Source organism: Staphylococcus sp. AS1337 (genome assembly GCF_051408735.1).
Lineage (GTDB): Bacteria > Bacillota > Bacilli > Staphylococcales > Staphylococcaceae > Staphylococcus > Staphylococcus xylosus_B.
Window position 1 is genome coordinate 301,149 of sequence record NZ_JBOIHZ010000002.1, and the last position, 14,594, is coordinate 315,742.

At 32.0% G+C, this 14,594-nt stretch carries 15 protein-coding genes and 1 riboswitch; of the genes, 12 read left to right on the forward strand and 3 right to left on the reverse strand.

Going from position 1 to position 14,594, the window contains the following annotated elements:
* Window positions 1-273: 273 nt before the first annotated feature.
* Window positions 274-1,188, reverse strand: coding sequence for an aldo/keto reductase (locus ACSUE0_RS04185; protein WP_119613892.1), 915 nt, complete (start codon window positions 1,186-1,188; stop codon window positions 274-276).
* 159 nt (window positions 1,189-1,347) lie between these two features.
* On the opposite strand from ACSUE0_RS04185, the gene ACSUE0_RS04190 reads away from it, so the two are divergent.
* From ACSUE0_RS04190 to xerD, 3 genes are all read left to right on the forward strand, one after another.
* Window positions 1,348-1,890 carry an NUDIX hydrolase gene (locus ACSUE0_RS04190; RefSeq protein ID WP_017724535.1) on the forward strand — a complete coding sequence of 181 codons (543 nt, stop codon included), beginning with the start codon at window positions 1,348-1,350 and terminating at the stop codon, window positions 1,888-1,890.
* Between the two features lie 105 nt (window positions 1,891-1,995).
* Window positions 1,996-2,442, forward strand: a complete 447-nt coding sequence (locus tag ACSUE0_RS04195) for a Fur family transcriptional regulator (RefSeq protein WP_017724534.1) — start codon at window positions 1,996-1,998, stop codon at window positions 2,440-2,442.
* 42 nt (window positions 2,443-2,484) lie between these two features.
* On the forward strand, window positions 2,485-3,372 hold the full coding sequence (gene xerD, locus ACSUE0_RS04200; RefSeq protein WP_119613893.1) for a site-specific tyrosine recombinase XerD: 888 nt from the start codon (window positions 2,485-2,487) through the stop codon (window positions 3,370-3,372).
* Window positions 3,373-3,447: 75 nt separating this feature from the next.
* Here the strand turns inward: xerD and ACSUE0_RS04205 are convergent, their stop codons facing one another.
* Window positions 3,448-3,954 carry a DUF309 domain-containing protein gene (locus tag ACSUE0_RS04205; RefSeq protein ID WP_436956222.1) on the reverse strand — a complete coding sequence of 169 codons (507 nt, stop codon included), beginning with the start codon at window positions 3,952-3,954 and terminating at the stop codon, window positions 3,448-3,450.
* 92 nt (window positions 3,955-4,046) lie between these two features.
* Here ACSUE0_RS04205 and ACSUE0_RS04210 point away from each other — a divergent pair, with 92 nt between their 5' ends.
* From ACSUE0_RS04210 to ACSUE0_RS04235, 6 genes are all read left to right on the forward strand, one after another.
* Complete coding sequence (locus tag ACSUE0_RS04210) at window positions 4,047-4,781, forward strand: segregation and condensation protein A (RefSeq protein ID WP_119613895.1); 735 nt, start codon at window positions 4,047-4,049, stop codon at window positions 4,779-4,781.
* Complete coding sequence (scpB, locus tag ACSUE0_RS04215) at window positions 4,771-5,313, forward strand: SMC-Scp complex subunit ScpB (RefSeq protein WP_119613897.1); 543 nt, start codon at window positions 4,771-4,773, stop codon at window positions 5,311-5,313. The genes ACSUE0_RS04210 and scpB overlap by 11 nt, the downstream gene beginning before the upstream one ends.
* A complete protein-coding gene (locus ACSUE0_RS04220; RefSeq protein WP_017724529.1) occupies window positions 5,306-6,043 on the forward strand; it encodes a pseudouridine synthase in 738 nt (245 codons plus the stop codon). The genes scpB and ACSUE0_RS04220 overlap by 8 nt, the downstream gene beginning before the upstream one ends.
* 129 nt (window positions 6,044-6,172) lie before the next feature.
* On the forward strand, window positions 6,173-6,895 hold the full coding sequence (locus ACSUE0_RS04225) for a response regulator (RefSeq protein WP_017724528.1): 723 nt from the start codon (window positions 6,173-6,175) through the stop codon (window positions 6,893-6,895).
* Window positions 6,882-8,657 carry an ATP-binding protein gene (locus ACSUE0_RS04230; protein WP_275540004.1) on the forward strand — a complete coding sequence of 592 codons (1,776 nt, stop codon included), beginning with the start codon at window positions 6,882-6,884 and terminating at the stop codon, window positions 8,655-8,657. The genes ACSUE0_RS04225 and ACSUE0_RS04230 overlap by 14 nt, the downstream gene beginning before the upstream one ends.
* Before the next feature lie 261 nt (window positions 8,658-8,918).
* A riboswitch (FMN riboswitch) is annotated at window positions 8,919-9,055 on the forward strand.
* A 65-nt stretch (window positions 9,056-9,120) separates the two neighbouring features.
* Window positions 9,121-9,666, forward strand: coding sequence for an ECF transporter S component (locus ACSUE0_RS04235; protein ID WP_119613896.1), 546 nt, complete (start codon window positions 9,121-9,123; stop codon window positions 9,664-9,666).
* Window positions 9,667-10,005: 339 nt separating this feature from the next.
* Here the strand turns inward: ACSUE0_RS04235 and ACSUE0_RS04240 are convergent, their stop codons facing one another.
* A complete protein-coding gene (locus ACSUE0_RS04240) occupies window positions 10,006-10,254 on the reverse strand; it encodes a ferredoxin (protein ID WP_119614770.1) in 249 nt (82 codons plus the stop codon).
* 110 nt (window positions 10,255-10,364) lie between these two features.
* On the opposite strand from ACSUE0_RS04240, the gene ACSUE0_RS04245 reads away from it, so the two are divergent.
* The 3 genes from ACSUE0_RS04245 to ebpS all read left to right on the forward strand — a co-directional run bounded on the left by ACSUE0_RS04245 (window position 10,365) and on the right by ebpS (window position 14,523).
* Window positions 10,365-11,327: a helix-turn-helix domain-containing protein gene (locus ACSUE0_RS04245; protein ID WP_436956226.1), complete on the forward strand. Its 963-nt coding sequence runs from the start codon at window positions 10,365-10,367 to the stop codon at window positions 11,325-11,327.
* Window positions 11,317-12,699, forward strand: coding sequence for a RecQ family ATP-dependent DNA helicase (locus ACSUE0_RS04250; RefSeq protein WP_119614767.1), 1,383 nt, complete (start codon window positions 11,317-11,319; stop codon window positions 12,697-12,699). Before ACSUE0_RS04245 ends, ACSUE0_RS04250 begins: the two co-directional genes overlap by 11 nt.
* 141 nt (window positions 12,700-12,840) lie before the next feature.
* Window positions 12,841-14,523, forward strand: a complete 1,683-nt coding sequence (ebpS, locus tag ACSUE0_RS04255; protein ID WP_436956228.1) for an elastin-binding protein EbpS — start codon at window positions 12,841-12,843, stop codon at window positions 14,521-14,523.
* Window positions 14,524-14,594: the final 71 nt, after the last annotated feature.

Sequence of the window (14,594 nt, forward strand, 5' to 3'; positions counted from 1 at the left end):
TAATCACTTAAACCACTCTCAATTTATTGAGTTAGTGGTTCTTATGCATGAGCGTTAATTCATGTGATTGACTTCTGAAAGTACGTCAACTCAAGTCATCATTGAAAATCACTTTCCTGAACTGAAAAATCACTCTAAAAAAGAGCCTGGAACATAAATAGATGTCTCAGGCTCTTTTTCAATTCTAGTCAACCTTGCCGAGGTGGGACTACGAAATCTATATTTGAAAATTTTATTTCTGTCCCACTCCCTTGATACACGAGTTTTAGCTCATTATTTCAAATGCTGGTTATACTCTAAGTTTTTAACTCTTTCACGAGCAGCTTTTAATTGTTCCAAACTAATATCTCTTGAAAGCTGATAGTTCTTCACATTCTCATCTAATTGATCCACGCTGCTTGCGCCAACTATAATTGACCCTAGGGCGTCATGCGAAGTAAGATAATTAAATGTTAAACCTGTTAAATTACTTTCTATTTCTTTAATAGAAGCAATCGTTTCTCCTAATTCTTGATAACTATAATCAAAAATACCTTCAGCAAACTTATCATCTAAAGCTTGGTTACTATTAGAAGTTAATAATCCTTTGAACACTGGTCCACGTGCAAGTACTTTCACCTTTTGTGCATGTATATCATCCAATAATGCTTCTGGTCTATTATCAATTAAGTTAAATTGTGACATTAACGTTTCTATATCACTATGCTTCAAATAATAATCAATTACATTTGGACGTATGGAGGAAATTCCATAAGCACGTACTAAGCCTTCTTGTTTTAACTCATCAAACGCACTAATCGTTTCATCTAACGGGTCATCAATAGTACCACCGTGCAATTGATATAAATCTAAATGGTTTAATCCTAAACGTTTTAGCGAGTCTTTCACAGCTTCTTTTATATAAGTTTTTGATGGATCCCAAAAAGTAGAACCGTCTTCAGCTAAATGATTACCAACTTTTGTACCTATAACGATATCATCTCTATCTTGATATTTCTTTAATGCCTTACCTACGATATCTTCATTAATACCTTTATCATAAATATCTGCTGTATCAAAATAAGTAATGCCATGTTCTATCGCACGTTCAATAATAGGTTCTGCTTCATTATAATCAGTACCTAAACTCATACAACCTAAACCTAATTCTGAAACCTCGATACCACTTCTTAATACATTTTTTTGCATGTAGTTTCTCCTTTCGATACACTTAAATCATAGGGTGTAAAAACAATATATGCAATATTACTTAATTTGATGCGTATATTAACTGTAATAGTTGCTCCCTACATACTACCTTGTATATCTTAACAATAACTCAAATCAAATAAAAGGAACGTGATTAAAATGAACCTATACGAAAAAACAATACATAAAACATCCATTTACCAGGGATCCATTATTGATTTAGAAGTACACGATGTTGAATTACCCGATGGTAAAACATCTAAACGTGAACTTGTTTATCACAATGGAGCTGTAGCAGTCTGTGCATTAACACCTGAGAATAAAGTGTTGCTTGTTAAACAATTTCGTAAGCCAGCTGAAAAACCACTATTAGAAATCCCGGCAGGTAAACTAGAAATAAATGAAGTGCGATCAGAAGCAGCTAAACGTGAACTAGAAGAAGAAACCGGCTATATTGCTGATAATTTAGAATTAATAACTGAGATGTATGGATCTCCTGGTTTTTCAAATGAAAAAATATCAATTTATTTAGCTAAAGACTTAAAAATAGGTCAAATGAATTTAGATGATGATGAATTTATTGAATTAGAACAGTATTCTCTATCAGAAGTCAAAGTCATGCTGAAAAACAAAGAACTTGAAGACGCTAAAACTATTATTGCGTTACAACACTTACTTCTTAATTATAATGATTATAAATAAATAACGCGTATACTTGCGTATTTTATCAATTACTGGTATTTTAAATATATAAATCATTATACAAATTAAAATGATTATAATTATTAGTAGGGGAGTGAGGCTTCCGTGGAAGAACGTCTAAATCGCGTGAAGCAACAATTACAACAATCTTCATATAAATTAACGCCACAACGTGAAGCGACGTTACGTGTATTAATTGAAAATGAGAAAGATCATTTAAGTGCTGAAGATGTATATTTAAAAGTAAAAGACAAAGCACCTGAAATAGGTCTAGCTACTGTGTATCGTACACTTGAGTTATTATCAGAACTTAAAGTAGTTGATAAAATCAATTTTGGAGATGGCGTTGCTCGATTTGATTTGCGTAAAGAAGGCGCAAAACATTTCCACCATCATCTCGTTTGTATGGAATGTGGTAAAGTTGAAGAAATTGAAGAAGATTTATTACCTCAAGTAGAAGAACGCGTTGAACAAGATTTTGATTTTAGAATCTTAGACCACCGTTTAACATTTCATGGCGTATGTTCAAATTGCCAAGCTCAAGGTAAATAATCTTGTACGAACAAAAACCTTTTATGAATAGAGGTGTTAAGCTTGGATGATATAATTGAAGAATACTTGAAATTTATACAATTAGAAAAAGGGTTGAGCACAAATACTATAGGTGCATATCGTAGAGATTTAAAAAAATACAAAGCTTTTATAGAACTTCAAAAAATCAGTCACATTGACTTTGTAGATAGACAAGCTGTACAACTATGCCTTGGTCACTTACATGATGATGGAGCATCCACAAAATCATTAGCGCGTTTTATATCAACGGTTAGGAGTTTTCACCAATTTGCTTTGAGAGAAAAATACGCAGCAAAAGACCCTACTGTGCTAATTGAAACACCTAAGTATGATCGTAAGTTGCCTGACGTATTAGAAATAAATGAAGTGCTAACATTATTAGAAACACCAGACCTTTCAAAAAATAACGGTTACAGAGACCGTACAATGTTAGAACTTCTATATGCTACAGGCATGCGCGTTTCTGAATTAATTCAAATTGAGCTTGAAGATATCAATTTAATTATGGGCTTTGTTAAAGTGTTCGGTAAAGGAAACAAGGAGCGTATAATTCCATTAGGAGATGCGGTTATCGATTATTTGACTACATATATAGATACAGTAAGGCCACAATTATTAAAAAGAACTGTAACTGATGTATTATTTTTAAACATGCATGGTAAACCTTTATCTAGACAGGCGATATGGAAAATGATCAAACAAAACGGTGTCAAAGCAAATATTAACAAATCTTTAACGCCACATACCCTAAGGCATTCATTTGCAACACATTTATTAGAAAATGGTGCAGACTTGCGAGCAGTTCAAGAAATGTTAGGACATTCCGACATTTCTACAACCCAACTGTATACACATGTATCAAAATCACAAATTCGTAAAATGTATAATGAATTCCATCCACGTGCATAAACACAGACCAGTTTATTCGTAGAATAACTAGCCTGTGTTTTTATATGTCTATTATTCAAAATAGAAAGTTCATTATTACATTTTGGCATTTCTTCTTTCACGAAGTGCTTGTAAACGTGCAGCTTGAACTTCTGACCGATCTCTTTCTATATGATGATTTACTATATAACTGTCCTCAATAGTATAATCAGTCATCGTAAAGTTAGGATAATCCTTTAGTATAGCTTGTTGCATGCTTGGTGTTAACGGTAGTTGTATTGGTAGAAAATTATCGTAATTTTTAGCAGCTTCTATTAATTCTAAAAGTATCGTTTTATAAGACTCTAATTCAATGCCTAATTCTGTGTCATTAGTATAACCTTCGATCACATTTAGCGCTTTATTAAATGATTTCATAGCACCTTTATGATTAGCTCGACGAAAATGATAACATCCTGTCGCTAATAAGATTAAACTTACGACTGCATCATCTTTACGAAAGTGTTCATTGTCTTTCCATGCTTCTTCTAATATGTCATGACATAAAAAGTAGTGTTGATTGGTGTGAAAGTGAAAATAAAAATCTTTCAATGCTTTTTCCATATTAAAATCGCTCCAAATTTAAATGTTTACTATAAACATGCTATAATATTTTAGTGAATTACGCACTTAACTTGCGATATGAGGTAGATAAAATGTATGAAGTAAAGTTAGATGCCTTTAATGGTCCACTAGACTTATTATTGCATCTTATTCAAAAAATTGAAATTGATATTTATGATATTCCTATGAAGGAATTAACTGAGCAGTATATGCAATATATTCATGCAATGAATCAATTAGAAATAAATATTGCAAGTGAATACTTAGTAATGGCTTCTGAATTACTTGTGATTAAAAGTAAGTTGCTATTACCACAAACAAATGAAGAAGAAACGTTAGATGACGACCCACGTGATGATTTAGTCGGTCGTTTAATAGAATATCAAAACTATAAAGAATATACAGAAATTCTAAATGAAAAAAAATCAGAACGCGCTTACTATTTTTCAAAACATCCAACCGATTTATCACATTTAGAATCAACAGAAACATGGGATTCAGAAAACACAATAGATTTAACAGAATTAATCATTGCCTATCAGAAAGTGAAAAACAGAGTAGAATTTAATACACCTAAAACTGTTGATATACACAAAGAAACATTTACTATTCAACAAGCTACAACACAAGTTTCTGAACGTTTAAAGCAGCATGAGTCTTTCAATTTCTTTAGTTTGTTTAATTTTACTGAACCCGTAGAAATGGTTGTAACACATTTTCTAGCAATACTTGAAATGTCCAAATCTGGTATTGTTAACATTGAACAACCCAAAAGTTTTGATGATATCAATATTTTAAGAGGGGTAAACTATGGCATTGAACGTTAAAGGAATTTTAGAATCACTATTATATACAGCTGGTGATGAAGGGCTAGACAAAAAACAATTACTTGAAATTTTAGAAATAGATGAGGCTACTTTATCAGAACTTGTAAATACATATCAATCTGATGGTTTAATGATTCAACACTTTGGACAAACTTATGTGTTAACAACTAAAAAAGAAGCTTCAGAATATATCGAGAAATTAATTGAACAAAAATCAAAAATGAAGTTATCACAAGCGGCAATGGAATCTTTATCCATTATTGCTTACAATCAACCTTTATCACGAAGCGATATAGAAATGATTAGAGGTATTAATTCTGATGGTGCTGTGAAAACTTTAATTGCTAGAGGACTTGTAGAAGCAAAAGAACAAGCTGATTCAAGAAGTCAACAACTCTATACAACCGAATTATTTTTAAATGTATTTGGTATTGAGCACTTGGACGATTTACCTACGACAGATGAAGAAGATGAAGAGATAGAAGCATTCTTCAGTAATTTAGTGAACCAAAAAGGAGAAAATAATGAATAAAGAGACAGAAAGATTACAAAAACGCATAGCCAATAGTGGTTACACATCACGCCGTAAAGCAGAAACGCTTATTACAGAAGGTAAGGTTAAAGTCAACGGTTCGGTTGTTACTGAATTAGGTACAAAAGTGAAAAATTCAGATAGTATAGAGGTTGAAGGTATTAAACTAGAACAAGAAGATAAGTTATACATTTTGTTTTATAAACCAGCACAAGTAATTACAAGTGTATCTGATGATAGAGGCAGAAAAGTCGTAACTGATTACTTCAAAGAAATTAAAACTAGAATCTATCCTGTTGGCCGTTTAGACTACGATACTTCGGGCTTACTTTTATTAACAAACGATGGAGAATTCACAAATTTAATGACGCATCCTAGCTATAAAATAAAGAAAAAGTATGTTGTTAAATTAAAAGGGTACCTAATGAGAGAAGAAGTTAAAGCATTAGAACAAGGCATAAAATTAGAAGACGGCGTCACACAACCAGCAATCGTTAAAGTGAAAAATCAAGATAAAGATAAAAATAATACACTTGTTGAAATTACAATTACAGAAGGTCGCAATCGTCAAGTTCGTCGTATGTTTGAACACTTCGGACACCAAGTTTCTAAACTTCAACGAATTGAATTCGGACCATTAGACTTAAAAGGATTGAATGCGGGTGAGGGCAGAGTTTTAACGCCCCATGAAGTTAAAACAATTCGTCACCTTGCAGAGCACGGTAAATAGATAGTAATTTCTCTTCATCTATGCTTATGAGAATTTTTTCACAAACTTTAAGTCACAGTCACTTTTAAAGACCAACCTATGATATAATATTGTTGAATATGAAAGTAGCAGTGTGGGAGGTATATATGCATGTCAAACGAAATACTTATCGTAGACGATGAAGATAGAATCAGAAGATTGTTAAAGTTATATCTTGAAAGAGAATCTTTTGAAATACACGAAGCAAGTGATGGTAATGAAGCATATAAAATGGCTGTAGAACATGATTATGCTTGTATCTTATTAGATTTAATGCTACCAGAAATGGATGGAATCACAGTAGCATCTCGATTAAGAGAACATAAAGAAACGCCAATTATTATGTTAACTGCTAAAGGTGAAGAAACAAACAGAGTAGAAGGTTTTGAGTCTGGTGCTGATGATTATATCGTTAAACCATTTTCACCACGTGAGGTTGTGTTACGTGTCAAAGCATTATTAAGACGTACTCAAGTTGCATCTGCTGAACAAAGTGAACCGCATGCAAGAGATTTAATTGAATTTGATCACTTAGTTATAGATAATGATGCACACAGAGTGTTAGCTGATGGCAATCAAGTGAACTTGACACCTAAAGAATATGAGCTATTAATCTTCTTAGCCAAAACACCAAATAAAGTATTTGATAGAGAACAATTATTAAAAGAAGTCTGGCATTATGAGTTCTATGGCGACTTGCGTACAGTAGACACGCACGTTAAACGTTTAAGAGAAAAGTTAAATCGAGTATCAGAAGATGCTGCTCATATGATACAAACTGTATGGGGTGTAGGATATAAATTTGAAGTCAAATCAAATAATGAACCTACTTAATAGTGTAGTTGTAAAACTGTGGTTAACTATAATATTTATAGTAACTACAGTTTTAATTCTATTAAGTGCAGCTCTTATAACGTTTATACAGTCTTATTTCACTCAAGAAACAGAAGATTCTTTATTAAAAGACGCCAAAAGGATAAGCCAACTTGTTGAAAGTTCTGACGATAGAGCTACTGCTATCGAACATAGTCGTAAATTAATTGAAGGCCCTGTTGGTCTAATCATAATGAATAATAAGCATAAAGATAACCACGACAATGATGTTACAAAAAATGAAATGTTCAAAGAAATTAAAAATAACAAAGATTATGATCGCGTCTTTGATAATGGCAAACAAATTTCAGAACATGTAACGGTCAACTTTAATGATAAACAACGAACATATGTATTAATTGGTTATCCAACGAAAAATATTGAAGCAGCAAATAGTCCGAATAGTAAATATAGTGGCGTGTTTATCTATCAAGACTTAAAGACAATAGAAGAAACCAATAATGTTATTACAGTAATTATCTTAATCATTGCTATCATCTTTTTAGCAATAACAACCGTATTTGCATTCTTCTTATCGTCACGTATAACAAAGCCACTACGTAATCTAAGAACGCAAGCACTAAAAGTTTCCAAAGGTGATTATGCTCAAGTTGTACCAGTTAACTCTAAAGATGAAATTGGTGAATTATCACGTACATTTAATACAATGAGTTCTGAAATTCAACAGCATATTGACGCATTGTCATCCTCTAAAAATATTCGTGATAGTCTAATTAACTCCATGGTTGAAGGCGTTTTAGGATTTAATGACAAAAAAGAAATTATTATCTCTAATAAATTAGCCAATACAATTTTACAAATGTTAGATGAATATGCGTTAGAGAAATTAGATGAACAAAATGAGCTTACATTTAGTAGCAAAAAAACGCAATTTGAAGTTTATGAAATCAATACACGTTATTTTGTAATTATTACTAGCTATATAGAGCAAATACAGCCTGATGGTAGAAGTGGTATCGTAGCCATAATTCGTGATATGACAAACGAGCATAATATGGATCAAATGAAAAAAGATTTCATTGCAAATGTCTCTCACGAATTACGTACGCCTATATCCTTATTACAAGGATACACTGAATCTATTGTTGATGGTATCGTAACTGAGCCTGATGAAATTCATGAATCATTATCTATCGTTTTAGATGAAACTAAAAGATTGAATAGGTTGGTCAATGAATTATTAAATGTAGCGCGAATGGATGCTGAAGGTTTAACTGTAGATAAAGTTATACAACCAATTGATCCATTACTCAACAAAATGCAACAAAAATATCAAAAGCATGCTAAAGATTTAGAATTAAATATGCGTTTAAATCCAGATACACAAAAACGTTTATGGTATTTTGATTCGGACAGAATTGAACAAGTGTTAACTAATTTAATAGATAATGCATCTAGATATACTGAACCTGGAGATACACTCAACATAGACGTAAGGGAAACTAATTCAGAACAAATACTATATATATCCGACACCGGTTCTGGTATCGCACCCGAACATTTACAACAAGTTTTTGATCGCTTTTACAAAGTAGATACTGCACGTAAGCGTGGCAAACAAGGAACTGGGTTAGGATTATTTATATGTCGTATGATTATTGATTCTCATGGTGGTACTATTGATGTAAAAAGCAAACTAGGGAAAGGGACTACTTTTATCATTTCCTTACCTAAACCAGAAATTGAAGACGACAATAGTTAAGTATCGTCGCTAGATCAATAAACAATTAACAATGATTACAAATAAGAATTGTAATTTGAAATAATAATCATATATTCTGTATATTTTTATATGCAATTTATTTATCTATATATAGCTTAAAAACTGCCGGCAAAGTTAAATACTTTGTTGGCAATTTTTATACCAGTTTCAACCATTTTATTTACATCGTTAATATATTTTAAGCAAGTCTATTGTTTTTACCTGAGCAATAAGCTATGATAAATTTATAAAATTTAAGAAATTCATCTTCGGGGTAGGGTGCAATTCCCAACCGGCAGTAATTTAAGCCTGCGACCCATTTTTCTGATTAATAGATTAATGGCTGATCTAGTGTGAATCTAGAGCCGACAGTATAGTCTGGATGGGAGAAGATGGAGGGTTTATTTGTTGTGAAATTATATCCTCCTATTCTAAAAAGATGAATGGAAGGAGATAATTTAATATGCAACAACAAACAAAACGCCTCATCACTATTAGTATGTTGAGTGCAGTAGCATTTATTTTAATGTTTATAAAGTTTCCGATACCATTTTTACCACCATATTTAACTTTAGATTTTGGTGATGTACCAGCTTTGTTAGCGACATTCACGCTAGGTCCTGTTGCCGGACTTATTGTAGAATTTATTAAAAACTTACTCAATTTTCTATTCAACGTTGGTGATCCAGTAGGTCCTGTAGCTAACTTTTTAGCGGCATCAAGCTTTTTATTAACAGCTTATTTCATCACTAAACATAAAGGTGCCCTCAAGTCTCAAATTATAGGACTTAGTGTGGCTACGTTAGTTATGACAATTGTTCTAAGTATACTAAACTACTTTATTTTATTACCTTTATATGGCATGATTATGAATCTATCTGATGTAGTAGAAAATATTAAAATAGTTATTGTATCAGGCGTTATACCTTTTAATATTATTAAAGGTGTCGTCATCTCAATTGTCTTTATTCTTTTATATAACCGATTAAAAAACGTTTTACCACGTTAAAATTGTAATATAACTTTTTATCTGAAATGATAAACGCCTTTCGAAGTACCACTGAACAAGTGAGAAATGAAGGGCGTTTTTATTTCAAATATAAATATTAAGGTTCCTTTGGTGAATTTATAGGTGGAATTGTAAATAATTCAAAAGTGAGTAGCCAGAATCCAATCATTTTTACAATATGAATTCATTGGAGTAATACAACTTTATAGAATAACTGGATACAAAAAATCCGAGACAGTTATTTATGTCCCGGATTTAAATTCAATTACATCTAAGTCGTTAAATGATGCAATTGGAATAGTAGGTAGCCACTTGTTTACACTTAAATATAATGCATTTCTATTCAAATTTTAACGCATCACCATCAAATGATTCTTCTTCAATTTTAATAGAATCAGTAGGGCATCCGTCTATTGCATCTTCCATATCTTCATATAATTCTTCTGGTACCTCTGCAGTACCTTGGTTATCATCTAGTATTACATAAGCGATACCTTCGTCATCATAGTCATATATATCAGGGGCAGCGGCACCGCAAGCGCCACATGCTATGCATGTGTCCATATCAACAATTGTATATTTAGCCAATTTCTTCGCCTCCTTTGACAAAAATGCTACAATAATTACACAAATATTATTGTAATCACTGTTTATCATTTTTTCAAATGTTTTCGATTTATAAAAGTGAGGGAGCATCCATGTATAATTTAATTCTTTTTGCATACACGAAGTCACATAATTACAAAACCGAAAAAAGTATATTTAATATTATCACAGGTAAAAAATCGCATCAAACCTTTTTTGATGCCTGTAGTCAACAACTCTTATCATTGTATCATAGTATGCCTAAACTAAAATATCCTTTATTCGAACAATATTCTAGTAATTCTAACATCAACGAACAACAAATTCAAAATATCATTAGCCATCCACGGCATACATATGACAGCTTATTAAACACTTTCAATGCGCTACAATTATTAACACAAACGTTGTCTAATATCCAACATGACAATTATCAATTTGTACCTATTACACAACATAGAACAGTTCATCAAAAGGTTAAACACTTATATAAAAAAATTTCTGACGAACAATTAGAAAAATCGTTTATAACAGAACTCACATCACTTTTTCAATCTTTAACTAACCATAATAATGACATATACATTCATTATTATTTGCAAGGTTTCGAAGAAAGTATGTATACAAGACAACAAGTTAGTTTAATAGAAGCAATATCGCAGGAAATGCTTTTTGAATTAGAAATGAGGGATTTAGTAACTTTAATGTATGAAATAGAGAATGAAGAAAAGTATCCATTATTACATAGCTTGATTATTCTTCCAACATTATTAAACAAAACCGAAAAAACTTATTTAGGAATACAAAATGGATTAAACTTCAAACAACTTGCTGCCCAGCAAAATGTTAAACCTAATACAATCGATGATCATATTTTAGAATTATTTATCAAAGGATACTTAACCGATTACGATAGTTATTTAAATCATGTAGAATACAAACCATTTATGACTTATTATATAGCTAATCGCAGTGAAAGACTGCGTAGCTATAAGGACAATTTCTCTGAACTCAGTTACTTTGAAATTAAATTAATTATTGTTGGTGTCGAAAGAGGTGAACTAAATGTTACATGATGACTTGAAAAAATGGTTTGGATTTGAGTCATTTAAGCCTGGCCAAGAGGAAATTATTAATAATGTACTTAATAATATTGATACCTTAGGAATCTTACCTACTGGTAGTGGTAAAAGCCTATGTTACCAATTACCAACCTACATAAAACAAAAGCCAACTTTAGTTATCTCTCCGTTAATTTCACTGATGGATGACCAAGTTATGCAACTCAAGTTACAAGGAGAAAAAAATGTGTGCTGTATACATTCAGGCATGGATGAAAATGAAAAGCAACAAAACATTAACTACTTAAAGCAAAGTAAATTTATTTTTTTAAGCCCAGAGTTTATATTACAAAAACACAATTTCAAATTAATTAAAAGTTTAAATATCGGTATGATTGTCTTAGATGAAGCACACTGCTTATCAGAGTGGGGGTATGATTTTAGGCCGCACTATGCACTTGTAGGTAAAATCGTAAATCATTTCAATGGAGCCACCGTATTAGCATTGACTGCAACAGCACCGTCTTATTTAACTTTTGATTTAGAGCAAATATTAAGTAAATCATTTTCAGTCATAAAAAATAGTATGAATAGAGATAACATTTCACTAGCACATAAAAATTTTGCTGATGATGATGAAAAATTAAACTGGCTTTTACCTACATTAGAGCAATCAGGACCGACAATTATTTATGTATCATCTAAAAAAATGTGTCTATCATTAGCTCAAAGTATTTATAACTATGGTTTTTTAACTGGCATTTACCATGGTGATCTGTCATACCAAGAAAGACATACAGTACAACATCAATTTATTAATAATGAAATACCTATTATCGTTGCTACAAGTGCTTTTGGAATGGGTATTAACAAAAAAGATATTAGAACAATTATTCATTTCCATTTATCTACAAGTCCATCTAGTTATATGCAAGAAATAGGCAGAGCAGGCCGTGACGGTAATCAAAGCCAAGCAATAAGTCTTTATCAACCCGATGATAGCTTTCTTTTAGAGACTTTATTATTTACAGACATAATTAACATTGAGGATGTAAATGCGTATGAATTATCTCAATTTCTACCACCTGAAAAGTCAGACATACTTGATGTACTCAGTACACAGTATACTTTTGAACAATTACGCAATATCTTTGATATGGCTTATAAACGTAAAAAATTAGGTTATATACGTATGCTAGGTTATAAAAATCTTGATCAATGCAGAAGATCTTATTTAGTTGAATTTTTTGATGAAATTTTGATAGAAAAGCCAAAATTATGTTGCGATAATGATTGTGAATTAAATTTAATAAATAGAATAAATAGAAAAAAAGTAAAAAGAAAAATGGAATTTAATGAAAAAATACAAAATTTGTTTAAAAAATAGACAATTACTTTACTTCATATTTTCAATCAAGCTATAATACGACATATACGCTTATTTAACAGTATTTTTTCTTAAAAAATTATACATATTTACGTTCTGTTAGGGTAAAACAGTATATACTTAAATAAAAAAGGAAGGATGATGACTTTGTCTAAAAACAATTTTAAAGATGATTTTGAAAAAAATCGTCAATCCATTGATCCAAAAGAACATCAAGATAATGCAAAGGATTCAGTTAACAATTCAGTTGACAATGTGAAAGAGGAAGTTTCTGATAAAACAGACGAACAATTCCCTCCAAGAAATGCTCAACGAAGACAACGTAGAAGAGATACTGCTACAAATCAAGGTGAAGATGAACAGACTAATCAAACAGATCAACAAGAACATAGCGAGGATGAAGCATTTGATAGTGAACAGTACAACGAAGACAATTCAACATCTGACTTAACATCAGAACGCAATACTGATGATCCTTCGCAAAATAACAATTTAAGTCATGAGCCTACTAATGATAAAACAAATGCTAATGATCATAAGTACAGCGAAGACAATGATGGTTTAGAGGACGATAACAGTTCTAAGAAAAAAGGCGCTGCTGTAGCAGGCGGAGCGGCAGCTACTGGTGCTGGCGCTTATGCTGCTAGTAAACATAAGGATAAAGATAATTCAGATGCAAATCAAGACGAGTCAAAAAATGACAATCAACATCATGCAGATGAACAAGATGTTGATGAAAATCAACCAGATAACCAATCAAATCAAGACCAAAACGAATCACAGCAAGATGACTCTAAAAGTGGCTCTAAGAAAAAAGGCGCTGCTGTAGCCGGTGGAGCCGCGGCTGCTGGAGCTGGTGCATATGCAGCGGGTAAACATAAAGGTGAAAATGATAAAAACGCTAGTCATGATGATGATACATCAGAAAATGAAAAAAATGACAAAAACGACAACAAGGATCAACAAAATAACGCGAAAAGCAGTAACAAGAAAAAAGGTGCTGCTGTAGCAGGTGGAGCGGCAGCTGCTGGAACTGGTGCTGCTGCTAGCCATTCAAAATCAAGCGGTGGTAATGGTGGTAACGGTAACGGCAGTAATGGTGGTAATAACAATAATGACGATGACGACAACAAGAAGAAAAAAGGTGGTTTATTAGGTAAATTACTACCTATTCTTGCTGCTATCTTAATCTTAGCTGCTATTGCTATATTCGCCGGTATGGCACTAACTGGAAACAACGACGATAGTAACAACAACGATGATAAAAAAGTCGCTGATAATAAAGATAAAGATGCTGATAAAGACTCTGACAAAGATAAAAAATCAAATGACGATAAAGCTAACAAAGATGATGACAAAAATGCTTCTTCTGACTCAGATGACAACAGTAATGCTTCTTCTGACTCAGATGACAACAGTAATGCTTCAGATGGTGCTAATAGCGATTCAGACCAATCAGATTCTGACTCTCAAGACCAAGCAAATAGTGATCAAAATCAAAATAATCAAGATCAAGCTAATCAAAGCGATCAATCACAACAAAATCAACAAGATAGTCAATCAGAACAAAATGATCAAGCCAATACACAAAATGGTTCAACTGAACAATCTCAAAGTTCATCAAATAATAACCAACAGAATGACCAAGCTACAACTAATAATTCTGGACAACAAACACATGTTGTAAATGGCCAAAATCTTTATAGAATTGCCATCCAATATTACGGCGAAGGTTCTCCAGAAAATGTAGAAAAAATTAGAGAGGCGAATAACTTACAAGGTAATGACATCCATAATGGGCAACGTTTAGTTATTCCTCAATAAAGAAAATAAGTATTTAATTCATAATTCAAAATGGATTCTAGCAATAATCCATTCATAAAAAAGATCTCACT

Excerpts from the sequence above, each read along its gene's own strand:
- ACSUE0_RS04185 (WP_119613892.1), bottom strand. The coding sequence starts at position 1,188 with ATGCAAAAAAATGTATTAAGAAGTGGTATCGAGGTTTCAGAATTAGGT.
- ACSUE0_RS04205 (WP_436956222.1), bottom strand. The coding sequence starts at position 3,954 with ATGGAAAAAGCATTGAAAGATTTTTATTTTCACTTTCACACCAATCAA.
- ACSUE0_RS04210 (WP_119613895.1), top strand. The coding sequence starts at position 4,047 with ATGTATGAAGTAAAGTTAGATGCCTTTAATGGTCCACTAGACTTATTA.
- ACSUE0_RS04190 (WP_017724535.1), top strand. The coding sequence starts at position 1,348 with ATGAACCTATACGAAAAAACAATACATAAAACATCCATTTACCAGGGA.
- ACSUE0_RS04245 (WP_436956226.1), top strand. The coding sequence starts at position 10,365 with ATGTATAATTTAATTCTTTTTGCATACACGAAGTCACATAATTACAAA.
- ACSUE0_RS04220 (WP_017724529.1), top strand. The coding sequence starts at position 5,306 with ATGAATAAAGAGACAGAAAGATTACAAAAACGCATAGCCAATAGTGGT.
- ACSUE0_RS04230 (WP_275540004.1), top strand. The coding sequence starts at position 6,882 with ATGAACCTACTTAATAGTGTAGTTGTAAAACTGTGGTTAACTATAATA.
- ACSUE0_RS04225 (WP_017724528.1), top strand. The coding sequence starts at position 6,173 with ATGTCAAACGAAATACTTATCGTAGACGATGAAGATAGAATCAGAAGA.
- ebpS (WP_436956228.1), top strand. The coding sequence starts at position 12,841 with ATGACTTTGTCTAAAAACAATTTTAAAGATGATTTTGAAAAAAATCGT.
- ACSUE0_RS04235 (WP_119613896.1), top strand. The coding sequence starts at position 9,121 with ATGCAACAACAAACAAAACGCCTCATCACTATTAGTATGTTGAGTGCA.
- ACSUE0_RS04250 (WP_119614767.1), top strand. The coding sequence starts at position 11,317 with ATGTTACATGATGACTTGAAAAAATGGTTTGGATTTGAGTCATTTAAG.